The organism is Afipia sp. OHSU_II-C1 (assembly GCF_000497575.1).
Classification (GTDB): domain Bacteria; phylum Pseudomonadota; class Alphaproteobacteria; order Rhizobiales; family Xanthobacteraceae; genus Afipia.
Genome location: NZ_APJI01000016.1, coordinates 287917 through 311875, shown reverse-complemented (window position 1 = coordinate 311875; position 23959 = coordinate 287917). Strand labels below are relative to the sequence as shown.

Annotated in this window: 21 protein-coding genes and 1 pseudogene; 6 read left to right on the top strand and 16 right to left on the bottom strand. The window is 57.6% G+C overall.

The features are described from left to right. Nucleotides 1-50 precede the first annotated feature (50 nt). From I554_RS0119400 to I554_RS25735, 4 genes and pseudogenes are all read right to left on the bottom strand, one after another. Entirely contained in the window at nt 51-2750 is a 2700-nt protein-coding gene (locus I554_RS0119400; RefSeq protein WP_024574561.1) for a bifunctional acetate--CoA ligase family protein/GNAT family N-acetyltransferase, read from the bottom strand. Between the two features lie 58 nt (nt 2751-2808). Next, complete coding sequence (locus I554_RS0119395) at nt 2809-3921, bottom strand: MlaD family protein (protein ID WP_024574560.1); 1113 nt, start codon at nt 3919-3921, stop codon at nt 2809-2811. 4 nt (nt 3922-3925) lie between these two features. Next, nucleotides 3926-4702: an ATP-binding cassette domain-containing protein gene (locus I554_RS0119390; RefSeq protein ID WP_024574559.1), complete on the bottom strand. Its 777-nt coding sequence runs from the start codon at nt 4700-4702 to the stop codon at nt 3926-3928. Nucleotides 4703-4704: 2 nt separating this feature from the next. After that, nucleotides 4705-5840, bottom strand: a pseudogene (locus I554_RS25735) (MlaE family lipid ABC transporter permease subunit). 117 nt (nt 5841-5957) lie between these two features. Between I554_RS25735 and I554_RS0119380 the strand changes: the two are divergent. The 4 genes from I554_RS0119380 (at nt 5958) to I554_RS26510 (ending at nt 10210) form a co-directional block, all read left to right on the top strand. Next, nucleotides 5958-7577: a bifunctional aminoglycoside phosphotransferase/ATP-binding protein gene (locus I554_RS0119380; RefSeq protein WP_244432795.1), complete on the top strand. Its 1620-nt coding sequence runs from the start codon at nt 5958-5960 to the stop codon at nt 7575-7577. Beyond that, nucleotides 7574-8089, top strand: a complete 516-nt coding sequence (locus I554_RS26965; protein WP_152527696.1) for a hypothetical protein — start codon at nt 7574-7576, stop codon at nt 8087-8089. Before I554_RS0119380 ends, I554_RS26965 begins: the two co-directional genes overlap by 4 nt. Nucleotides 8090-8228: 139 nt before the next feature. Further along, nucleotides 8229-9356 (top strand): DUF4010 domain-containing protein, encoded by a 1128-nt coding sequence (locus I554_RS25730; protein WP_244432794.1) that lies wholly within the window; start codon nt 8229-8231, stop codon nt 9354-9356. Nucleotides 9357-10051: 695 nt separating this feature from the next. Then, nucleotides 10052-10210: a hypothetical protein gene (locus I554_RS26510; RefSeq protein ID WP_244432793.1), complete on the top strand. Its 159-nt coding sequence runs from the start codon at nt 10052-10054 to the stop codon at nt 10208-10210. A gap of 359 nt (nt 10211-10569) precedes the next feature. Here I554_RS26510 and I554_RS0119355 read toward each other — a convergent pair whose 3' ends face one another. From I554_RS0119355 to I554_RS0119345, 3 genes are read right to left on the bottom strand one after another with little or no spacing between them, the layout of a single operon-like run. Continuing rightward, nucleotides 10570-11406 (bottom strand): ABC transporter ATP-binding protein, encoded by an 837-nt coding sequence (locus I554_RS0119355; RefSeq protein ID WP_024574556.1) that lies wholly within the window; start codon nt 11404-11406, stop codon nt 10570-10572. Next, nucleotides 11403-12206, bottom strand: coding sequence for an ABC transporter permease (locus I554_RS0119350; RefSeq protein ID WP_024574555.1), 804 nt, complete (start codon nt 12204-12206; stop codon nt 11403-11405). The genes I554_RS0119355 and I554_RS0119350 overlap by 4 nt, the downstream gene beginning before the upstream one ends. Further along, nucleotides 12206-13582: an ABC transporter substrate-binding protein gene (locus I554_RS0119345; protein WP_244432792.1), complete on the bottom strand. Its 1377-nt coding sequence runs from the start codon at nt 13580-13582 to the stop codon at nt 12206-12208. The genes I554_RS0119350 and I554_RS0119345 overlap by 1 nt, the downstream gene beginning before the upstream one ends. A gap of 54 nt (nt 13583-13636) precedes the next feature. Between I554_RS0119345 and I554_RS26960 the strand changes: the two genes are divergently transcribed. Together I554_RS26960 and I554_RS0119340 are read left to right on the top strand one after the other, a co-directional pair. Continuing rightward, entirely contained in the window at nt 13637-13879 is a 243-nt protein-coding gene (locus I554_RS26960) for a hypothetical protein (RefSeq protein WP_152527695.1), read from the top strand. Nucleotides 13880-14153: 274 nt separating this feature from the next. Beyond that, on the top strand, nt 14154-14846 hold the full coding sequence (locus tag I554_RS0119340) for a Crp/Fnr family transcriptional regulator (protein WP_024574553.1): 693 nt from the start codon (nt 14154-14156) through the stop codon (nt 14844-14846). 23 nt (nt 14847-14869) lie between these two features. Here I554_RS0119340 and I554_RS0119335 read toward each other — a convergent pair whose 3' ends face one another. The 9 genes from I554_RS0119335 to I554_RS0119295 all read right to left on the bottom strand — a co-directional run bounded on the left by I554_RS0119335 (nt 14870) and on the right by I554_RS0119295 (nt 23714). Further along, nucleotides 14870-15832, bottom strand: a complete 963-nt coding sequence (locus I554_RS0119335; protein WP_024574552.1) for a HEAT repeat domain-containing protein — start codon at nt 15830-15832, stop codon at nt 14870-14872. Nucleotide 15833: 1 nt separating this feature from the next. Next, entirely contained in the window at nt 15834-16067 is a 234-nt protein-coding gene (locus I554_RS0119330; RefSeq protein ID WP_024574551.1) for a ferredoxin family protein, read from the bottom strand. A 13-nt stretch (nt 16068-16080) separates the two neighbouring features. Beyond that, a complete protein-coding gene (locus I554_RS0119325; RefSeq protein ID WP_024574550.1) occupies nt 16081-17817 on the bottom strand; it encodes a fumarate reductase/succinate dehydrogenase flavoprotein subunit in 1737 nt (578 codons plus the stop codon). Between the two features lie 10 nt (nt 17818-17827). Continuing rightward, complete coding sequence (locus tag I554_RS0119320) at nt 17828-18121, bottom strand: gamma-butyrobetaine hydroxylase-like domain-containing protein (RefSeq protein WP_029659639.1); 294 nt, start codon at nt 18119-18121, stop codon at nt 17828-17830. A 75-nt stretch (nt 18122-18196) separates the two neighbouring features. Then, nucleotides 18197-19015, bottom strand: coding sequence for an ABC transporter permease (locus tag I554_RS0119315; RefSeq protein ID WP_024574548.1), 819 nt, complete (start codon nt 19013-19015; stop codon nt 18197-18199). Between the two features lie 3 nt (nt 19016-19018). After that, the gene (locus I554_RS0119310) at nt 19019-19816 is read right to left on the bottom strand and encodes an ABC transporter ATP-binding protein (protein ID WP_024574547.1); all 798 of its coding nucleotides are present in this window, start codon (nt 19814-19816) and stop codon (nt 19019-19021) included. 24 nt (nt 19817-19840) lie between these two features. Next, nucleotides 19841-20827 carry an NrtA/SsuA/CpmA family ABC transporter substrate-binding protein gene (locus tag I554_RS0119305; protein WP_024574546.1) on the bottom strand — a complete coding sequence of 329 codons (987 nt, stop codon included), beginning with the start codon at nt 20825-20827 and terminating at the stop codon, nt 19841-19843. Beyond that, the gene (gene atzF / locus I554_RS0119300) at nt 20824-22266 is read right to left on the bottom strand and encodes an allophanate hydrolase (protein WP_024574545.1); all 1443 of its coding nucleotides are present in this window, start codon (nt 22264-22266) and stop codon (nt 20824-20826) included. The genes I554_RS0119305 and atzF overlap by 4 nt, the downstream gene beginning before the upstream one ends. After that, nucleotides 22263-23714, bottom strand: a complete 1452-nt coding sequence (locus tag I554_RS0119295) for an amidase (protein WP_024574544.1) — start codon at nt 23712-23714, stop codon at nt 22263-22265. Before I554_RS0119295 ends, atzF begins: the two co-directional genes overlap by 4 nt. Nucleotides 23715-23959 lie beyond the last annotated feature (245 nt).

The window sequence follows — 23959 nt, the reverse complement described above, 5'->3', positions numbered from 1 at the left end:
CAATACCGAAACAGGCACCAGAGACCAAACGAAGCGGTTCCTGTATCGGATTACCGGGTGTCCAGCGTCAACGTGACATCGCAAAGGTCTGGATCACCGGCTGCCGTCCTTATGCTGAATCCCAACTCGCGGCACATCTCCAGCATGGCAGTATTTTCCTGAAGAACTTCACCGGAAATCCGCTTAAGGCCTTCGGAACGAGCGTACGTAATGATTAGCTGCATCAGCGCCCATCCAAGTCCGTGTCCCTTGAGGCACGATTTCAGGAGGATTGCATATTCGCCATTGTCGTAAACTGAATCGGAATGAAGCCGGACGACCCCGATAATTTCCTTGCCCGATTGATCGAAGGCTACAAACGCCATCGCGCGCGCATAGTCGATCTGGGTCAACCTGGCGATGAACGGATGAGTGAATTCCTTTATTGCGCCGAAAAATCGCAACCGCAGATCGTGTTTGCTGACATTCTGGAGAAATTCGCGAAGTAGCGGCTCATCGGTTGGCTGGATCGGGCGAGCGAAAACCTGTGAGCCATCCTTGAGGTCAAGGTGCCGCTGCCATTCCGACGGATAGGGCCGAACTGCGAATCTCGCATTCCCCGGCCCGGCGAACTTCCGCAGGGTTGGTCCAATAGCGACCCGTGCATCGACCGCAAGTACGCCGCTGTCGTCAGCCAGCAGCGGATTGATATCAAGTTCGCGCACCTGCGGTAGATCGGCTGCCAGCTGGGCCAGCTTGACCAGCGTGAGCGCGACATCATCCCGATTGACGGCCGGCACATTTCGGTAAGCATGAAGCAGCCGCGAGATGCGTGTCCGTTCGATAAGATCGTGAGCTAATCTCAGATCCAGAGGTGGCAGAGCCAATGCCTTGTCGTTAATGACCTCAACCGCTGTTCCGCCATGCCCGAACACGATAACCGGCCCGAAGGTCGGATCGTCCGCGATTCCCAGGATCAATTCTCGCGCGTTTGGCCGCAATATCATCGGCTGCACGATAACGCCTGCTAGTTTCGCATCCGGACGCTTCGCCCTCGCCCTCGCCAGAATACCCCCGGCGGCGGTACGTACGCTATCTGCATCGGAGAGATTGAGCACGACACCGCCAACATCTGACTTGTGCGTGATGTCCCGAGACAAGACCTTCACAACGACCTTCATTCGCTGCGCGAGGAAGGGTGAAGCCAGCGCGGCTGCTTGATCGGCATCGGCGGCAGCAAGCGTCGGCACCATGGGAATTTGATAGGCATCGAACAGCCGTTTCACCTCGATCGGGTCGAGCCAGGAGCGCCCCGCCGCAACGGCGTCCTCGACAACCTTGCGTGCCGTAGCAGCATCCGGGACGAACTCGGCCGGCAAGCTTGGTGGAACCTGGGCGAGTTCCTCGCGAACTTCACGATGATGCACCAGATACATGAAGCCCCGTGCGGCGTCATCCTCGGTGGAGTAGCTGGGAATCGACGCGTCATTGAATGTCTTGGCAATATCGCCATCAGCCCCGACCCAAGCCGCGAGAACAGGCTTCGATACCGAGCGCTTTTCACGGTCGGCGGCAACGACACGTACAACGCTCTTCGCAATGTCGCTTGAAGAAGCGATTGCCGTCTGCACGTTCATCACGAGGATTGCATCGTTGCCGAAATCAGCCAGCAAAACTTTCAGCGCCGCTGCATAGCGGGCCGCATCAGCATCGCCGCCAATATCGACCGGATTATCGCCGGACCATGTCGGGGGCAAAGCGGAATCAAGCTGCGCCTGCACCGATGGTGAGATCTCGGCCGGAATTCCGCCGAGCTCGACCAGCCGATCAACAGCAAGAACGCCGATGCCGCCACCATTCGTCAAAATGGCGAGCCGCTTGCCCTCTGGCTGAATGGCGCGACCGAGTGTTTCCGCGCAATCGAACAGTTCATGCAGATCGAATACCCGCAGCATGCCGGCGCGACGGAAGGCCGCATCGTAGACATCATCGGAACCGGCAAGGGCTCCGGTATGGGTCGCAGCAGCTTTCGCTCCTTGGGCCATCCGACCGGATTTGAGGACGACGACCGGCTTAACGCGCGCTGCAGCACGAGCTGCCGACATGAACTTGCGGGCATCCTTGATTGCTTCGACGTAAAGGAGAATGGCGTGCGTCCCGGGGTCGAGTGCAAAGAAATCGAGCAAATCCGCGATGTCCACGTCAAGCTGATCGCCAATCGACACGATGCCGGAAAATCCAACGTCTTCTCTGGCCGCCCAATCCACCATGCCTGCAGCAATCGCGCCCGACTGCGAGACAAGCGCCAGATGTCCCGGGGCCGGCATGCTTGCTGCGAAGCTCGCATTCAAACTGGCCCTCGGCATCATGCTTCCGAGGCAGTTTGGACCGATGAGCCGCATCCCATGGACTCGCGCCGCCTGATCGGCCGCCTCTGCAAGAGAGCCAATTCCGTGACCAAGTCCAGCGCTGATGATGACGGCCCCTGCAACACCTCGTCCTCCCGCATCAGCGATAATGCCGGGCACTGCTCGCGCAGGCGCGGTTATGATGATCAGTTCGGGGACGAATGGCAGATCGGCGACAGTTGGGACCGTCGCCATCCCGCCAATTTCCGCGTGGTTCGGGTTAACGATGCCGAATTCGCCACGGAATCTCGCAGCGCGAAAGTTTTTGAGGACCGCTAATCCGACCGATCCAGGCCGTGGACTGGCCCCTATAAGCGCGACAGATCGCGGTGAAAGAAGACTGCTCAATCGGTATGTCGACATCTGCTATTCCCAAATTCATGCGAGGAAACCTCCCTTGGTTAGGCCGGCGACCGCCTATCTATCCGATTACGGTCAGAGTCCAGCTTATGAGGTCCTTTGCAATGCTGCCGAATGCTCCGCTAAAGGCGCGCAACGCCGATTCTGGGGTCAGCTCTTCCAGCTTTCTTTTTTCAGCGAAGAGCCTTGATGCAAGGACGCGGCCGTCCTTACCGAGAATCTTGGCCGAGAAGTCAATCTCAGCGACGGGCTCAGAACTCGTTCTGATCTGAAAGCCGCGAATGTCGATCAGAAGCTGATATTCGGCTGCGACGCCATCAATTGCGCGAAGCGGTGCATGTTCGGGATCATAGTTCTCAAAACTCTGAATGATCTTTGCCTGAACAAGTTTCGGCAGGCTGTCGCTCCACTGGAAGTCGGAAAATTCGGGATGACTCCCGCCAGGCGGCATGAAAAGGATACGCTGCGTATCGAACATCAGGATCGATGTAGGATCGGAAATGACAAGCTGCGCCTTGATGCGCTTCCTGGACGACCCGAAATCCTGAGGAGCATCGAGATCATAAATGACCTTGGGAGCGGCGGCAGCTCCTCCCCCCGTCATTCGCTCAAGACCCGCGACGATACCATCAAGCCGGCCGGCATTTCTCGCCAGCCCATCAGAGAATATCTGCAGATTGGAAATCGTGCTCTTCAGGGGCTCCGCGTTTTCAGCCAGTACGGCATCGACACGCTTGAGCGCATCACGGGCGGCCTGAGTCATGCTCTGGCCCGCACCGGGCTCGGCGATAAGCGTCGGCACCGGCCCTGAGGCTGCGAGTTGCACCCCACCCTCCAGAGCAACCACCGGAACGCCGGTCAGCCCCTGAAAGTCCAGACCAACTTTGGTGTCCGCGCGCACCGGCGTGTCCGGCATAACCGAAATTACAGCATTGACGCGACGCGGGCTGTCGGCCGCGAGGCCAAGACTGGTCACCTCCCCAACGCGAATTCCATTGAACAGCACCGCTGCTCCAACCAGCAGCCCCGGCACCGAGCCGTTGAACTGCAAGTTATACGACGTTCGCGCTCCGATCCCCCCGGTATTGTGCAACCAATAGACAAAGCCAAAAACAGCGCCGATAGCTGCCAGAATGAAGGCACCTACGATAACGAAGGGAGCACGCGTTTCCATGATCCTAAATCTTTCTCGGTTGGAGCATCTGGGAGCGCTTGCCGTGAAAATAGGCCTTAACCCACGGATGTTCGGAGCGGAGCAGTTCGCTCATTGAGCCAATCGCTACGATCTTTCCCTCCGCAAGCGCAGCGACGCGATCGCATACAGTGTTAAGACTGGCGAGATCGTGCGTGACCATGAAGACAGTCAGCCCCAGCGTCTTCTGAAGTGTCTTGATCAGAACATCGAAGTCGCCCGCTGCGATTGGATCCAGTCCCGATGTCGGCTCATCGAGAAAAACGATCGGGGGGTCGAGCGCCAATGCGCGGGCCAACGCGACGCGCTTGGTCATACCGCCTGAAAGCTGCGACGGAAATTTGTCCCCATCCTCAGGCGCAAGCCCAACCATCTCGAGTTTCGCAGTAGCAACTTCATCCATTAATGCCTGGGAGAGATCCAACTCCTCGCGTAGCGGAAATTGAACGTTCTGGCGAACGGTCAGAGATGAAAACAGCGCCCCTTGCTGGAAGAGGATACCCCACTTGCCGGCAGCCGTGTGCGTGACATGACGTGCCTCACTTATTTCGGCGCCCATCACCTCGATCCGGCCGCTCCGCCTGGGAATAAGACCGATGATCGTTCGCATCAGAACGGATTTACCGCCGCCCGAGGCACCAACAAGGCCGAGAATCTCTCCCTTGCGGACATCTAGCGTCAGGTGATCGAGCACCGTCTGCCGGCCAAAGCCAACAACGAGTTCGCTGACACGGATCGCAAACTGGTCGACCTCTTCCGCCATCTTCACATTCCGATCGACGCGAAGAACACGGCGAAGATGCCGTCGAGCACAATGACGAGGAAAATCGATTTGACCACGGATGTCGTCGTTTGCCGCCCAAGCGATTCTGCGCTTCCTTTAACCCTGAGACCTTCGCTGCAGGCAACAATACCGATTGCCAGCGCCATGAATGGCGCCTTGATGATCCCGACTTCAAAGCTGGTAACCGATACAGCATCATGCAGCCTTGCCATGAATATTGCCGGGCTCATTCCGCCGTAAAGCCAGGCGACCAGACCGCCACCATAGAGTGCCGCCATCGAGCCGATGAATGCGAGGATAGGAAGGGAGCAGATGAGTGCCAGAATTCGCGGCAGAACCAGCACCTCGACCGCATCGAGGCCCATGGTGGACAGCGCGTCGATTTCTTCACGCATTTTCATCGAACCGAGTTCGGCGGTATAGGCGCTGCCGGAACGGCCCGCCACCATGATGGCGACGATCAGGACACCAAGCTCCCGCAGCACGAGGATGCCGACCATGTCCACGACATAGGACTCCGCGCCGAATTTACGGAAATGAAAGATGCCCTGCTGGGCAATGATCGCACCGATGAGAAAAGTGATGAGGAGGATGATCGGTATGGCCTGCCAACCGACGCGATAGATCTGATAGGCAAGTGAAGTCAGCCGAAGAGACCGCGGCCGGCGTAGAACACCGAACAAAGCAAGACCCAACGCCCCCAGCATCTGAAGAAAGATGGCTACGTCTTCGGTGATACCCGCGGCGTAGCGGCCGAGCTGTTCCAGCCGAACAATGATCGGGTTTTCGGGCTTTTCCGCCGCAGGCTTGCGGCGATTGACCTGGTTCACTTCGGCAATCAATCCAGCATAACGGTCGGATATCCCAATCACGTCTGCGGGGGGCCCAACCGCGGGGCGTGTCGCACGATCTTCTCAAGCAGCCATGCTCCGAGCGTGTCGAGCTCGCCGACATTGCTCAGATCGACCCTTATCGCCCCTGCTCGACTGAGTTTGGGCGAGACGGTCTCGTAAAGATGCTCGAGGGCAGAGGCATGCGTCGCTGTCCACGATCCGCCCGGGCGGAGATTAAGGGCATCACCCTCACTTGCGATATTCAGGACAGGTTCGGAGCTCAAGTTGGATATCCGTTCAAGGCCATGGCTGGATATTTCCTAGGCCACTCCGGACAACACCTCTTGACCTGCCTCAATCCCCGGCAGGAATTGGCCGGTTAGGTTGTGATTGACACGGCGATGCCGAGCATCGAGCACGATGGCGAAATTGTCGCATCACAGGATATGCCCAGTATGACGATACAGCACCGGACTTCGCAGGACGAAGTGCTGAAATTCCTGGCAAACCCTGCGACACACGGCGGCACATCCGTCAAACGATTCGATACCCACGCCGCCTATGTATTCCTGTCGGGCAATCGCGCGCTGAAAATCAAGCGGGCCATCCGCTTTCCTTTCCTCGACTACTCGACATTGAGCAAGCGGAAGACAGCCTGCGAAGAAGAGATGAACGTTAACCGGAAGTTTGCGCCGCAGATCTATCGACGCGTTATTCCCATTACACGCGACAAGAATGGAAGGCTTCACATTGATGGCGACGGGTTTCCGGTCGAATGGGCCGTCGATATGGTTCGTTTCAACGAGCGTCTGACGCTCGATCATGTCGCAGAAGCCGGGCCGATCAATCCCGGCACCGCCACAGCGATCGCCGACGTCATCGCCAACGCCCATTCAGAATCGACCCTTGCTCCGTACGATCCATGGATCCAATCCATACAGTTGATTGTCACGCGCAACAGTGCCGCATTCCACTACCACGGCCATCTCGCGTCCAGCGAGATCGATGAACTGGAACACGCAAGCCTCCGCATTTTTGAGCGTCGCCGCGGGTTGCTGGAACAGCGCGGGCGGCTTGGATTTGTTCGGCGATGCCACGGGGATCTTCATCTGGCAAATATCGTTCTAATCGACGGCAGGCCGGTTCTTTTCGATGCGATCGAGTTCGATACGGATATAGCCTCGGTCGATGTCCTTTACGACCTCGCATTCGTGCTCATGGACCTCATCCGACACGGATCAGACGCCGCAGCGAATCGGGTCCTCAATGAATATCTTGCCAGAACGCCTGAAGACAATTTTGACGCGCTTTCACTTCTACCGCTCTTCATGTCCATGCGCGCGGCCATCCGGGCGAACGTTCTGCTCACCAGGCTCGATGATCAGGGCCATCCAAAGGACATAAGGAAGCAAGCGCAGGCTTATTATGACCTCGCGCGGCGTCTCATCTCTCCCTCGCCGCCTTGTCTTGTTGCAATCGGAGGTCTATCGGGGACCGGCAAGTCCACTCTCGGGCGTATGCTAGCCGGCGCGATCCGGCCACCGGCAGGCGCCATCCTCCTGCGCTCGGACGTGATGCGAAAGATGCTGTTTCACGTCAACGAAATCGATCCACTACCTGTTGCTGCCTACCACTCGGGAACTGCAGAGGCGGTTTACCAAATGATGGCCAACAAGGCCGTTCGCATTCTCGAACAGGGCTACTCCGTGATCGTCGATGCTGTATTTGCCCGCGAGTCTGAACGATCTGCAATCCGCAGCGCTGCTGGAAACATGAACTGCAACTTTGTCGGAATCTTTCTGACGGCCGACCTCGAAACGCGGATTAAACGGGTTGGTCAGCGGTCTGGCGACGCATCCGACGCCACACCTGAAGTTGCAGCACGGCAGGAAACATATGATTTGGGAGCAATAGACTGGACCATCGTTGATGCTTCCGGGCCACCCGAACGGACGTTCGACCGCAGTGCTGCGCTGTTCGCCTCAGATATCCAGCCGACGAAAGCTTGGTCTACGCCTTGAGCGAAACGACCGAAAAACGATCAACAGTTGCACTGCGCCAAAAACTATTCCGGTGGCTGATTGAAAAGGACCTTCGAGGTTCGGTCGAGAAGACGTTGCCAGTGCTTGAAAGCCCGTTCACTGTCGCGACGGATAAAATCGGCCTGATGCTTGCCGCATTCCTCGTAAACCTGTTTGAGGCCATTTGCCGAGTGAGCCTCTGCAATCTTGGACGCGAATTCATTCGCAATCGAGAACTCAGCACTGGTGCGCTCAAGCGCATCGTTTCCCACATCGATCAGTTCTTCAAGAACCGCCTTCTGAACATTAAAAAGCAGATTGATAGATCGTGTGTTCATGCCGACAAGCTGATCGGCAATCCTGCTGGTCCCGTTTCCGTTCGCGGACTTTTCGACATTCTGTGCGTCAGACATGGGATGCCTCCACCATTTGGAAATCTAAAGGTACCTGTCTGCGTTAGAGACCCATTGATCCATCTCAAACATGGACTCATGCTTTCGGGCACTTTCTAAACACCGAGCGTAACGAACGGGCACGGAACTGAGGAGTTGAGTCAATCAAAGCGCGAAGAAGGCCGTTTGACCGACAAGTACCTGCCGAACATTGATGCGATCGGCCCCATTGAGACGAGGGTGATAAGGTGAACGCTGTATGGATCAGAGCCAAATTCTCAGCCGCCTTACCATTTCGCTAGCCATCGGTCTGCTCGTGGGCCTGGAGCGCGGCTGGCGCACGCGCGACGAGCAAGATCATCAACGAGCCGCAGGGTTCCGGACGTTTGCGCTATCGGGCCTACTGGGTGGCGTGACCGGCGCCGTTGCACTTCAAACCAACGGCCTAGTCATTGGAATTGTTTTTCTTGGTCATACAGCGGCATTCGCTGCGTTTCATTGGCTGGAGGCCAAAGCTGAACGTAACCTGAGTGTGACTTCTGTCGTCGCCGGAATGCTGACATTCCTGCTTGGAACAATGTCGGTTACAGGCGATCCTCACATTGCAATCGCCTGCGCCGTTGCAATGACCAGCCTTCTGGCCTTTCGCGAATGGATTCACAGCGGGATCGCTTCGCTCACGTGGCATGAGCTTCGTGCAGTTCTCATTCTTCTCGCGATGTCGTTCCTGCTGCTGCCGATTCTGCCGAACAAGACCATTGATCCCTGGAATTCTGTCAACCTCTATGAAATCTGGCTTCTCGCCATTTTGACCGCTGGGATATCCTTTGTTGGGTATGTCGCGGTCCGGACCCTTGGAGACCGCCTCGGCATTGTTACAACGGCTATCGCCGGCGGCTTGGCATCCTCGACCGTCACGACTCTGACCTTCGCCAGACTCAACCGCGAGCATCCCGGCGCTTTCAGACTCCTGAGTGCCGGCATCCTGATCGCCGGTGCCGTCATGATGGCACGCGTCGCGGTCGTCGCCGTAGCGCTAAATCGAGCGCTGTTGGGTCCGCTTGTCCTGCCGCTTGGCAGCGCCGCCGCAATCCTGTCGGCGGGAGCTTTGATCCTCCTCTTGGGCAGCAGCGAGCGGCACACCCCAAGACTCTTGATACAGAATCCACTGGCGTTCGGAACGGCACTCAAATCGGCTGCCTTTATCGGCGCTCTGATGCTGACCGCCGAAATCACCCGCCAGACATTCGGAGGCACAGGCGTCCTGATGGTCGCCGCTCTGTCCGGTGTGGCTGACGTCGATGCCTTGACCATTTCGATGGCCTTGCTTGGGCGGGGGAGATCTCGATCTAATTATAGCTGCTCGGGCAATCATGCTTGCGGTTAGTGTCAACACAATCTCGAAAGCCATGATTGCCGGGTGGACCGGAGGGCGAGACATCGGAATGCTGGTAGGCGCGATCAGTGGTCTTGCCCTTGCAACGGGGCTTGCCGCGACGACGTGGCAAATTTCCGGATGGATTTGAACGATCAGCAGACGATCACAAAGACGCGTTGGCGGACAATGAGACGGCCAGTTTGACGCAAAAAAATCGACAGTCCTCGTTCTTTTGTATCGAGTGATCGGCAGTCCTCAAAAAAAGAATGTCGATTATGATCTGGATCCTGCGCATACTGCTCTATATCGCGGCTCCGATTACGGCGTTGTTCGTGGCACGCCATGCCCTTAATTTTGCACGCGTTGCGGCGCGGCTGCCATCCCAACAGCACACAATCCGGTCGAGCTTAAAACCATCCGTCTATATATAGGACGACAATCCAGAGCCGCCCCGCGCGACTGCCTCACGCGGCCCCTTTCTTGCTCCGCGACCACCTTTCTACTGGTGACAGCCTCGTCTGCACCAAGTGTCATCATGTTCACCGGCCTTCGGAGGTCCCAGGACAGTTGTCATCGCGAGTTCTATCGCTGTCCTTTTGTATGCGACTATTCTTTATCGAGTGATGCTTGATTGAGATCAAGGAGAGGCCTCATCAGCCGGGCATATGCTTTTCGAACTTAACAAGCTCAGAGGAGTATCTGTCATGGCGGAAGCTGCTAACAAGCTGCCCATTAAGACCGATGAAACTCCGGTTGCTCAGGCCACCAAATTCTCAGACTGGCAACCGTTCGAAAACCTGCGCAATCAGGTAGACCGGCTGTTTCATGATTTTCAGACCGGATTCCTGCATGCGCCGTCTTAGGCGCGGCGCCATTGGCAGGCTCTGTTAATGCCGTCGCGTCAAATGAAACTGAAACGGTGATGGATAACGCCCGCGACGCTTTCCGAAACACACTCCTGGTTGACCGTTTCTATATTCGATGGTCGGAATAGGCTGGCGGCACCTTCAAACGATACTCCGCCTCATTCCATAACGGCTCATTACGCGAAGCCTTAACTATGGTTTCCGGCGCAAACACTGTTCTTTCAATCCATACAGAAAGAACACAATGGATGCGGCGGTTTCAACCCGCAATCCAGCATGTCTTCAGAAATGGAGATGGCAGAGCGAATCCGTCGCAATGAATGAGGATGGTTTCCACTCTTGTACCGAGGGTATTCTCAGACCTCGCCGAGCGGATTCAACCGCGGCAACGGCTCCGACGCATTGGGAATTCTAAGTAACTCAATGAAGTGACGCTTCAAGCGAGTAAACTCGATTTCCGCCACCAGTTCCGGACGCCGTGGCCGCGCGAACGGCACACGAATGTCTTCGATCACCCTGCCGGGCCGTGCACTCATCACAATGACCCGATCAGCCAGAAACAAGGCCTCATCGATGTCATGGGTAACGAACAACGTGGTGGTCGGAATTTTGGTCCAGATGTCGAGCAGAATTCCGTGCATCATGGAACGCGTTTGCGCATCAAGCGCACCGAACGGCTCATCCATCAGCAACACATACGGCCGGTTGATCAAAACCCGCGCAATCTCGACACGTTGCTGCATCCCACCGGACAGTTGCGAAGGATAAAATCCCTCGAAACCCGACAGGCCGACCAGTGCAAGAATTTCCTCCGCTGATCGCAACCGCTCGTTCTTGCTGATCCCGCGCATCTTTGGACCGAACGCGACATTCTCGCGGACTTTCTTCCACGGGAACAACGTGTGCTGCTGGAAGACCATGCCACGATGGGGACTTGGACCTGCGACCGTCTCACCGTCAACAGTCAGGCTCCCAGCGCTGATCGACAGATGTCCGGCCAGCGCTCCGAGAAGCGTCGACTTTCCGCAACCGGAGGGCCCGAGAATGCAGATCAGTTCTCCGGGAGCAACGGAGAAATCGAGCTCTCGCACCGCTTCAAAGGCATCCGCGCCATGTCCAAGTGAGATCGATACCTGATCGACCTCGATCCGGCCCGGTGGTGCGGCCTGTGTCAGGATGTGCGCAACGCTCATCGCGCGACTGCAGGCTGCCGCCAGGGCATCAGAACATGGCCGGATGTTGTCAAAAGCCAGCTGCTGCCCATACCAAACAAGCCGATAACCAGCATGCCCACGATAATGTCGGCATAATTTTGCAGCGTATAAGCTTCCCAGGTGTAGTAGCCGACACCGAACTGGCCGGAGATCATTTCAGCAGTCACAAGGCAAAACCACGATGTACCCATGCCTATGGCAAGACCTGTCACGATACTTGGCGCCGCCCCCGGCAGAACGATCTCACGCAGGATTGCTCTGCTAGTCCCTCCAAGACTTCGCGCCGACGCCACAAGACGGCGATCGACATTCGCCACGCCATGAACCGTGTTGAGAATAATCGGAAACAGCGCTCCGATGAACGTGATAAAGATCATCGACAGTTCCGATGAAGGAAACATCAGGATGGACAGCGGTATCCACGCTACGGCTGGAATCGGCCGAAGCAGTTCCAGCGGAGGCAGCAAGACATCACTGGCAAAGCGCGACTGACCGATTGCGAATCCGAGCATGATGCCAGACAATGCCGCTGCGCCGTAGCCTGCAAAAACGCGCCAAAGACTACTGCTAATATGGGACAGCAGCTTTGGCGAGCGCAGCAAGGCGAATATGGCCTGGAAAACCTCCGTCGGCGGCGGGACATTGCGGAACGTCACAACACCCAGATTGAGCCGCAACGACGAAGCCAGCTGCCATAGCGCGATACAGGCGGCGATCGATGCAATCCGTATTAGAAGACGGGTGCCGCGCGACCCGCCGTCACCAGACTTCTCCACCATCAGCGGCTCACAACGAGGGGTTCCCTCGCACCCGCATAATCAACAACCTGTCCGCCCTTGGCTTTCGCCCAGTCTTCCGCCACGCCCTTCGATAGGAATGCACTCAGTTCTCCATTGGATGCGCGTACGAACCAGGCTTGCTGCGCGAACAGCTTGATGCCGCTTTCGCGATCCTGTGCATAGACAACGCGTACGCTCTTGCCCTCTTTTTCGATTGCAGCAAGCGCCTTCAATGCATTCTCGGGCGATGCATAGTGCCGGACGACAGGCTCGCCCTTGACCCAGATCTGCGCGAGACGAGTTGCATCCACGATATCAGCGCCGGTCACAGCGTCCTTGGCCTTCAGCTGAAGCTGAGAATAATTCTTCAGCTCGGCATCATAGTCGCGTCCAGCCTGTGACAACGCCGTGCGGATATACTTGTCGGTCACGAACTTGTTGATATCGAGATCGCTGTCCGCGCGCTTGAGGAACTTGAAGGTCTCAATCGAGGTCTGCACGGCCTGACGATATTCCGGCTTCCATGTCATGTCACGCGTCTGCAGACCCAGCGGTCCGTGAAACAGGTAGTTCACCTCGGGCTCAATCCCGGTCACCCGCGAAATCAGCTCGCTGTACTTCTCCGGCTCAGCAGCGATCAGGCTGTCTGCTTCGAGCGCGGCGCGAAGGTATGCAACAACGATCTCGGGATACTTCTCAGCGTATTCGGCATCGACAAGACCACCGTGAAACGTGGGCGCATTAGCCTGTGAACCGTCGAAAATTTTCCGGGCAAAGCCGCGCCATGGGAATAGCTCGGCGAAGGGCACGAAGTCCGCATGCGCTTCGATCTTGCTGGCCTGCAGGGCCGGCCCGGCAACCTCAGGCGCCTGCGTGATAATGTTGACATCGGTTTCAGGATTCCAGCCCTGCGCCTTGATCGCCCGCAGCAGCATGCCGTGCGACGTCGACGCAAACGGCACGGAGATGGTCTTGCCCTTGAGCTCTGCGATCGACTGCACAGGCGAGTTCGTGGGGACGACGATACCGTTGCCGCTGCCTTTCGTGCTGCCTGACAGCGTGGCGATAAACAGGCTCCGGCGTCCGGCTTTCTGAAAAGCGACGCCGTTCAGCGAGCCCGGAAAATCCGCCATCGCGCCGAAATCCAGCTTGCCCGCCACCATTTCATTGGTGAGTGGTGCTCCGCTGGTGAAGTTCTTCCATTGAATATCATAGGTGACGCCTGTGTATTTCCCGTCACGCGGAAGATGCTTTTCAAGCAGTTTCAACTCGCGAATGAGCAGTCCACCAGTTGCACAGTTGATCGTCGTATCCTGGGTTCCGACTGCGACACGAATGACGTCTGCATCCGCCGCGCTGGAAAGCCCGACGGCCATTGCGACAATAATACCTGACAACCTGAAACGATTCATTGCTCGGCCCCTGCATGGATGGTCGGCGGCACATTGCGGCCAACACAAAGCGAATTGTCCGGCAAAACTCTGGATCAACAGCTTGTCGCGCAGAAGCAATTACTTGCCCGCATTGAAGCAGAAGAGCTGAGCACTCATCGAAAGACGCATTGGCAGCAAATCAGGTTGAGAATTTTTTACCGCCTGTTTCATCCGCGCAGATTAGTCATTCCAGCCCGCACGTGGTTCGCGCATGACCTTTTCCAACTATCATTAAAATGAATCAAAAGAGTAGACTTTGCTTTCGCAACGCACTTAGCTCGTGTCCTGTCGACGGCGCGCTATCACGAATGAACGGGTCATGACTACGCTCAAATCAATTCAGAAAACGAGTGCACCTCCCTATTTCAACACAGCGCAAGCACCGTTTCGCGCCGACTGGTCCCGGAATCTAACGCCTGAGGCGGGGTCAATCCGGACGCTTCGCGACGACTCGCTCAATAGGAATCCAGGCCGGAGCACACCTGCGGACACGCCTGAAATATCCGCCCTGTTCATGAGCGAATCGATAGACGATCTGAATATCGGCGCGCACTTTCAGGATCGCCTGTCGAAAGAGGAGAAAGCACACATCCGCGAGCTGGGTCGTCAGATCGCGTTCCAGCCCGGCGAAAGCGTCTTCAACCAAGGCGAAAACCACGACGGCATCTTCATTATCGAACGCGGCCAGGTTCGGGTTTTTTATACCGCGCCTTCCGGCCGCGAGATTACCTTGGCTTACTGGACACCCGGACACTTCATTGGGGGCCCTGAGATTTCAGGTGGCGGCGTCCACATGTGGTCTGGCGTCGCTGTAGATGACTGCGAAATCATGCTTCTCTCCAGCGCGACCCTTCAGAGGCTGCTGGCAAATATGCCCAGCTTTGCAATGGCTCTAATCGACGGTCTCGTTGCCAAGGGTAAATGCTATTCGTCCATGGCGCAGATGCTGGGTACCCGCTCTGTAATCGAGCGCCTTGCACAATATCTGCTCAATCTCTCGAAATTGTACGGCTCACAGGATGGAGAGGCGACCGTCATTAATCGCAAGGTAACGCACGACCAGATCGCAGCCATGGTCGGCTCGACGCGGCAATGGGTTACCATGATGCTGAAGCGGTTCCAGGCCAAGCGAATCGTTTCGATCGAGGGCAGCGTCATACGCATCGAGCGCATCGATCTACTCGAACAGATTCTTTTCAAGGAATAGAGTCTGCGGCGGCGCTTCCTAGGTTACGCCGCGTTCAATTGACCGAGAGCCCAGACGATCGTTTTACGCACATCCGGATCTGGATCTGTGACCCTTGCTGTCAATGCCTCGCGTGCGCGCGGGTCCGCGATGTCGCCCAACGCAGCCGCAGCTTCCTTGCGCAACGACGGCAATTGCGCATCGAGTAGAGGCACAATATCGGCAACCGCATCCCGTGCCTTCAGTTTGCCCAGCGACTGCAGGGCCTTCTGCCGGACTTGCCAATAGTCGTCGCTTAGAACGGTGCGTACAGCAGATACCGCAGATGTCAGTCCGATTTTCGCAATTGCCTCGGCCGCGGCAGCCCGCACCTGCCATTCCGAATCCTTCAGCGCATCCGATGCAGCTTGAGCAGCGGCGGCGTTGCGCGCAAAGGCCAACGCATTGATCGCAGCGAGTCGCACATCCGGATTGGCATCGCGCGCAGCCCCGATCAGCGACGGCAGGGATTCAACACGCTTCAAATAGCCGATTACACCGACCGACTGGACTCGGACAGCGGGGTCCGGATCGCCCAGCGCCGCGACGGCTGGCCCCAACGACTCCGGAATGCGAAGCGCCTTCAGCGACCGAAAGATTGACGCCCGCACAAAGGCTGAATCGTGCGAGACAAGCGGCAGGAGCGCCGGGCCAGCTTCCGGATCACGGATTTCCGCAAGGCTTTCGGCCGATGCACCGGCGACATCCGGATCGCAGTCCACGATCCCTTTCACCAGAGCCTCCGCGACGATCGGTCCATCAAACTCGCCCAGTGCACGAACCGCCTGAAATCTGACATCGGATGCAGCATCAGAGATCGCAGACGCGAGATACTCCACCGCATCCGGACTTGCCGTCTCGGCAATCTCGATGACGGCCAGCCGGCGGACAGACGAATCTGGACTTGTCAAACCCTTGGCAACCTCCTCGAGATCGCCGAACGACTCAAACGGCTCGAACGCAGACATGTCAGCGCAGCAGATATGGAATGTTGACCGTCACCGCGCCCGTCGGGCAATCGGTCTCGCATGGCATGCAGTACCAGCATTCATCATATTTCATGTAGGCCTTTCCGGTCAGATCACTGATGCGCAACACATCCAGCGGACAGACGTCAACACAGACTGTGCAGCCTTTGTCGGCAATGCACTTTGCGTCGTCGACAACGACCGGAACGGTTGTGGGTGAAAGAGCAAGAGGCATGACAACTCCAAAATCAGGCGTGCTGACGAATGCGCTGACGGCTGTAGGCCGAGCGTTCTGTCTCCGCGATCGGCACGATATATGGCGCGACGGCGCGTTTCTCGGCAGTCATACATTCGTTCTGTTTGCGAAGAATACTGTGGGAGAACCACTCATCATCATTTTTTTCGGGATAATCGACGCGCTGATGATAAAGCCCCCAGCGGCTTTCAGTCCTGAACAGGGACGCGAAGGCTGCCATGTCCGAGCAATCCAGAATGGATGAGACTTCCAGCGCCCGCATCAATTCATGCGAATCGCGCGCAACCATCCTGTTTTCGAGATCATCACGCACCTCCGCGAGCCGCGCCTGACCGATCTGCATCTTCGCGGTCACCTTTGGCGGCTGCAGATAGTCATTCACAAGGCGCCTGGCCTTGTATTCAAGCTGGTTGGGTGGAATTCCGTCGTCGCGATGTGTCGGCGCAAGGACACGCTCCTGCTCGCGCGCAACCTCGCTACGGTCATACTCCGGAAGATCGACATCGGCGGTAAAGTCGATAGCATGCTCACCGGCAACCACTCCATTGGTGAACGCACCTAGCATGTAGTTGTGCGGCACGCTCGCCATGTCGCCCGCGGCATAAAGACCCGTCACCGTGGTCCGCGCGAACTCGTCGACAAACACGCCCGACGCGCTGTGCCCCGAACACAAACCGATTTCTGAAATATGCATTTCGATCATGCGGTCGCGATAGTCCGTTCCACGGCTCTCATGGAAACGCCCGCGCGACGGCCGCTCGACCTTGTGCAGTACAGCCTCAATCTGGCCGATCGTATCGCTGTGCAGATGATTGAGCTTCAGGAAGACCGGTCCCTTCCCTGACTGCAACTCGTTGTAGAACTCCTGCATCATCTGACCGGACCAGTAATCGCATTCGATGAAGCGATTACCTTCGCTATTCGCTGTGTAGGCGCCGAAAGGGCCTGCCACATAGGCGCAAGCCGGCCCGTTGTAGTCCTTGATCAGCGGATTAATCTGATAGCATTCGATATTCGCAAGGCCTGCTCCCGCGTGATAGGCCATGGCGTATCCATCGCCGGAGTTCGTCGCATTCTCATAGGTGCCCCACAGATAGCCCGACTGCGGAAGACCAAGGCGACCTGCAGCGCCTGTGCACAGAATGACTGCCTTGGCCCTGAGCACCAGAAATTCCGCCGTTCGCGTATTCACGGCAATCGCACCGGCGATTCGTCCATCTTTCGCCGTCAGCAGGCGGGTGGCCATATACCGATTGGAGATCAGCACCCGTTCGCGCCGAAGCTGCCGGTATAGAGCTTTTTTGACGGTGTCCCCGTTCGGCATCGGCAAGACATATGAGCCAAGGTGGTGAACTTTCTTTACGTCAAAATCGCCGTTCTCAGTCTTCTGGAACTTGATGCCAAAGCTATCCAGTTCCTGAATCACGTCAAAGCATCGTGAAGCATATTTATAAACGGGCGCCTGATCGCAAATTCCATCGTTGGCGATGGTGATTTCCTTTGTGTATTGCTCCGGTGTCGCAAAGCCGGGCACAACTGCATTGTTCAGCCCGTCCATGCCCATGGCGATGGCGCCGGAACGCTTTACGTTGGCTTTCTCGAGCAAAATTACACGCGCACCTGGATTGCGCCGCTTCGCCTTGTACGCCGCCATCGGACCGGCAGTTCCGCCGCCTATCACCAGCACGTCGCATTCGATCTCGGATAAGCCGTTTCTGATTTCGTCCATCGTATGATTCCTAAGCCGCCGATGGCGTGGACAGCTCACGCAGGTAGGCCCACGGATAGATGCCGCGGTCGTGTCCATCAGAGAAAAACAGGCGTAGAGCATACGATCCGACAAGCTGAACCGCATCGACGCGAACGCCGTCCGGCAAATTCAATCCTACTCCATCCGACTGCCGGCGGACTTCGCTGGCTGCACGGCTTGCGCGCCGCAACACATCCGCATCGAGACGGCTGACTTCGCCATCCCGCCATGTGATGGTCAGAGCAGTCTGATCCTCGATCAACGCGATTTCTGCTGGTTGCATGTCGATTCCTTTGCGGGCTTCGCTGCGTTGTATTCCGCGGTTGCCATGACAGGCTCGCAATAAATTGCTTTCGGCCTAGCCGGCCTGCCCAGCCTTTCTATCTGTCTGGCCCGGTCGTCCGCGAAGCGCTTTTTCAGCGCCATACCAGGGCAACAGACGCCGGATCGCGCCTTCAAAGAGAAAGTCCGCGACGACCCCCATCAGTCCGAGAACGATGAGGCCGACGAACATGTAGTCGACACGGAAGACCTGCTGGGACATCTGAATGAGGTAGCCGACACCGAAGGCGGCGCCTGCCAGCTCGGACGCCACAAGCAGAACCAGCGCAACCGCGAGACTTACACGCAATCCCGCGATAATGAAGGGCAGCGCTCCCGGGATGACGACAAACGTGAAGTTCCGCCACCCGCTCGCGCCGAGACTGGCCGCCGCCCTCCCCAGCAGCGGATTCGTGTCGCGCACGCCGATATATGTGTTCACCCAGACCGGAAAGAATACGCCCCATGCGATCAGGAATATCTTGGATGTCTCTCCAATGCCGAACCAGAAAACCGCAAGCGGCACGAACGCGAGCGCAGGGATCGCACGGAACATCTGCACCAGCGGATTGATCGTCGCATGCAGCCACGGCAACTGCGCCATTGCGACACCGAGCAGAATCGCAAAGACCGAGCCGCTGACAAATCCGGCAATCGACCTGAACAGGCTTGCCCCAAAATGCCGCTGCAGCTCACCGGACGTCAGGAGTGACCAGCCCGCCTTGATGATGGTGGTCGGCGCAGGAAGCATCACCTCATTGACGAGGCCGCTATGGCTCAGCACCTCCCATGCGCCGAAGAAAGCCAGTGTTCCGGCAATACCGGCAGCTGCGCGGTAGCTCGGTTGGAATGTCATTCCTCACTCCGCGGTGTCGAGACCGATGGCGCGTGCCACGCGATCATAAAGCTCATTGAAAGCCGCCGAGGTCCGCCGCCGCGGCCGCTTGAGCTGGATTGGAATGTCCTCCACCACGCGCCCGGGATTGGGGGACATCACAATGAGACGGCTGCCGAGAACAAGGGCTTCCGCAATGTTGTGCGTAACAAACAGAATCGTCTGCGCGCCCTGCTTCTGAATATCGATCAGTTTTGACTGCAGTGAATTGCGCGTCATCGCGTCAAGTGCAGCGAAAGGTTCATCCATCAGCAGCAGAGCTGGCCTTGTTGCCAGTGCGCGTGCGATCGCCACTCGCTGCTTCATCCCTCCGGACAGTTCGAACGGATATTTCGCTCCGGCATCGGGCAATCCAACCTGCCGGAGCAACTCTTCTGCCACGCCCCGGCGCCTGGAAGCCGGATAGCCCGCCATGCGAAGCCCGAACTCCACATTGGCCTGCGCTGTCAGCCATGGAAACAGCGAATAATCCTGAAAGACAACGCCACGCTCCGAACTTGGCCCCGTCACGCGGCGATCATTGACAAATACCTCGCCATGAGACGGAGCGACGAACCCCGCGAGGATATTCAGCAGCGTGGTCTTGCCGCATCCGCTCGGCCCGAGTACACAGACAAATTCTCCGGGCGCAATAGTGAGCGACACGTTGCCCAAGGCAAAGGTCTTGCCACGACCTGAATCATAGACGTGGCCAAGATCGTTGCAGGCAATCAGCGGGCGCTCTGCCGCCTCCGTGGCCGGAATATCAACTCGTGCATTCATGCGGTGACTCCAGCTAGACAGCAGCTATTTCTTGCGGGCCTGATCCAGCAGGGTCGTGACCACAATGGTGTTGAAGTCAGGCACCTTGACATCCGGGCGTACCAGCTTGTTTTCGATCGCCCACTTCGCCTGCGCTTCGAATTCAGCGACCAGATCCTGCTTGTTGTTTGCAAGATCGAACTTCGTCCGAGGCAGGAAGTTGCGGACGATTTCCGGGTCGATCTTGATCCGTTCGGCAATCAGGTTTGCCGCTGCATTGGGATCTTTCTTGATGACCTCATCGGCATCGACCAGGGCCCTGAGCGCCTTCACGAGAAGCTCCGGCTTGCTGTCAATCGTCGATTGCAGGGCGATAATGGTTGAGAAGCCGACATAAAGTCCGGGCGATCGAATTACATGAAACTTGCCGCCGCCTTGCTTTACCGCAAGCGAGATGTGCGGCTCAGTCCAGATGAAGCCATCAATGGCGCCGCTCGACAGGCTGCCGACGAAATCACCGGGATTGAGACTGACGGCGGTAATATCGGCAAATGTCAGGTTTGCTTCCTTCAGCACCTTGGAAAGGTAGTAATGGGCATTCGTGCCCTGTGAGTAGCCAATCTTGCGACCCTTGATGTCCTTGATGGTTTTGATGTCGGTTTTGGCAACGAGATCGAATGACTCCTGCCGGTTCAACGTCCCGATCACGCGGACGGGCAATCCATTGAGATTTGCAAACAGCACCGGCGTTTCCGCAGCGGTGCCGATCACCACCCCGCCTCCGACCAGCGCATCCAGCACAAGCCGGCCGCTGGGGAACGTCGTGACCTTGGGCGACAGCCCTTGCTTCTCCCAACCCTTGGATTGATCGGCAACGAAGAACTGTCCCCAACCAACGGCCAGACCTTCGCCGATTGTGATATCCTGGGCACGTGCATGCGTTGAGACCGCGCCCAGCAGCGCTGCCAGCAACACCGCAGTGGATTTTGCGAACCGATTGGCCGAATGCCCCATTCCATACGCCTTCTTCAAGTCACCAACTCCGTTTGTGTTTCTGGATATTGAGATTCTGCGAGGTGCCGGACAGCCCGCGCGCCGAGAGGTAAGCCGCCGTCGCGGTGAAGCCTGTCAGCGAGGCTGGCAATCTTGTTGTCAGCAAAAGCCGGGCCGAGGAGCGATACGCCCTGCGGAAGACCATTTGGCAAAAAACCATTGGGCACAGCCAGGGCGGACAGATCTGCGAGATTTGCGAATGTTGTGTATCTGCCGATGCGGGTATTGAGATTGACCGGATCGGCTTCAAGCTCGGAGATCTTATAAATGGTCCCCGTGGTCGGTACGATAAACACGTCGATATCGTGCCAGAGATCGTCGACCCCGCGCTTGAGCGTGTTAAGCCGCTGCTGGCCGGCAAACACATCCGCACCCGATATGCGCGCGCCGCCAAGAAGAATCTCGCGAGTCACCGGCAGAACCGAGTCTGCCCGCTGTTCGAGAAATTCTTTCAGCGCGCCGTAACGCTCCGCAAGCCATGGGCCACGAAACAGCATGTCATTGATTTCGAGGAACGGCGTAAAATCGACCTCAACACGCGTCCCGCCGAGCCGCTCAAGACGACGGACTGCGCCATCGAACTGTTTCGCGGCTTCGACATCTCCAAAGAAATCCAGCTGGCGCGCAGCAGGCACGCCAAAGCGAAAGCGGCTGGGGAAATGGCCAGATGGCTGCAATGCCACCGCCCGCGAAAAGGGGTCCCGCCTGTCATGGGCGCGGATGACATCGAACGCCGCCTGTGCATCTGTCACCGTCAGCGCGAACACCGAAATCGTTTCGATGGACCTGCAGGCCGACACCGTCCCAACGCGGCTGATCAGGCCCCGCGTCGGTTTCAAGCCCACAACATTGTTGAAAGCCGCCGGTACACGGCCCGACCCCCCGGTATCCGTCCCCAATGCAAAGCTCACGAGACCTTCTGCGACCGACACCGCCGCACCCGAGCTTGATCCGCCCGGGATGTAATCCGCGTTGAAGGGATTCTGCGCCACGCCATAGGGCGATCTTACGCCCACAACGCCGGTGGCGAACTGATCCATGTTGGTCTTGCCGATAAGAATGGCGCCCGCGGCCAGAAGCCGCTCGACCGATGGACTGCTCTCAGCGGGCACATAGGAATAGTCCGGGCAGGCCGATGTCGTCGGCAAACCGGCCACATCAATACAATCCTTGACACTGAACGGAACTCCCCACAGCGGCAAACCTCCCTGCTCCAGTGCATTCAGAGCTTCGAGCTCCCGCGCTCGCGACAGGGCAGCATCCCGGCCAACCAGACTGATCCAGACACCGTCGTCTCCCCGTTGCGCGATGACGTCGAAGATCGCTTCGACAACAGTTGACGGCGCGAGTGATCCATCCTTGTAGGCCCTAGTCAGGCGTGGAAGGTCGAGCTCTATAGTTGAAGACCTGCCGCTCATGATGGATTAGTGGGCCTTGCCAGCGGACGGGCGATTTCAAAGGCACGAGCTGCGCGCAGCACCGTCGCATCCGCGAACTTTGCTCCGATGATCTGGAGTCCGACAGGCAAACCTGCCTTCGTCAGTCCGGCGGATATGGAAGCCGCCGGTTGCTGGGTCAGGTTGAAAGGATACGTAAACGGCGAACGGATGGGCCGATCAGCAAGATCAGCCTGCGACGCATTGATGGCAGATGCCGGGTGCGCCGTTGTTGGCGTGATAAGAAGATCCCATGTCTGATGAAACTGGCTGAAGTGGCGGCCAAGCGCCTCACGCCGATCTACAGCCTGAAGATAGGTTACGGCATCGATCGCGCACCCCTGCTCGGCGGCAGCCTGAAGGCCTGGCTCGGTCAACGCGCGCCGATCCGGGGCGAAGCTTGCAAGCAGCTTTGCAGCCCCGGCTTGCCAGAACGTCAGAAAGATCGGAAGCGGATCTTCGATTCCGGGATCGACCAGTTCGACGATCGCTCCATGATCAGCGAACACCTTGACCGCGTCAGCAACGATCTTCTCGATTTCGGGATCAACCTGCGCATATCCGAGAGCGGGACTGTAGGCGATGCGAAGGCCTTTGATCCCGTCCTCAAGTCCCTTGCTCCATGAAATGTCCGCGGGCGGCAACGCATTCCAGTCCCTCAGATCCTGACGCGCGATCACATCGAGCAGCAATGCCGCATCGCGCACCGAACGCGTCAGCGGCGTGACGTGAAAGAGCGTTCCATTCTGCGATGGAGGATAGACGGGCACGCGCCCGAACGTCTGCTTAAAGCCAAAGGCGCCGCTGTGCGCGGCAGGAAGCCGCGTGGAGCCGCCGCCATCCGTCGCGACATGAAGCGGCCCGAACCCGATGGCCGCCGCCGCACCGGAACCACCGCTGCTGCCGCCCGGCGTGTGCGCCACATTCCATGGATTACGTGTGATGCCCGTTAGAAGGCTGTCGCCAAGTCCTTTCCAGCCAAACTCCGATGTCGTTGTCTTGCCGAGCAAGACAGCCCCGTGCTCACGCAAACGGGCCGTTGCCGGAGAGTCCTCGGTCCAGTCCTGATCCGGATCGACAGCCCGGCTGCCGCGTAGCGTTGGCCATCCCTTCGCCAGGACAAGATCTTTCAGCGCGACAGGGACGCCATCCACGAGGCCCAGCGGCTCGCCCCGCGACCATCGTTTCTCGGATTCCTTTGCCGACGCAAGTGCGGCCTCTGCATCAAGCAATGCGAAGGCATTTATGTGCGGATCAATCTTGTGGATGCGATCGAGAATCAAGCGGGTAAGATCGACCGGCGAAAGCTTCTTCGTCCGGTAAAGCTCCACCAGCTCAACGGCCGAAAGATAGGCGACATCATCATGGACCGAATAGTTCGCGTCGTTCGAAGGCACGAATGAAGATGCGGTGGCATTTTGTGTCGGCATATGCGGCTTCCATTTTCTTGCATCAGCAAGTCATGGATAGGCTTCGGCATCTGCGCGATGCAGCAATTAATTGCAGAATTTGTTCTGACAACGAGAAACACAATCATCCGGCTGCCGCGAACTAAAATTCGAGAACATAAGCCTCCACCAGGCCTGAACCAGAGAACAAACTGCACCTCGCGTGTGTGGCGACCATGCTCCGGTCTCCTTCGCGTTATTTCTGAACGCACGGACGTCCCGCTTCC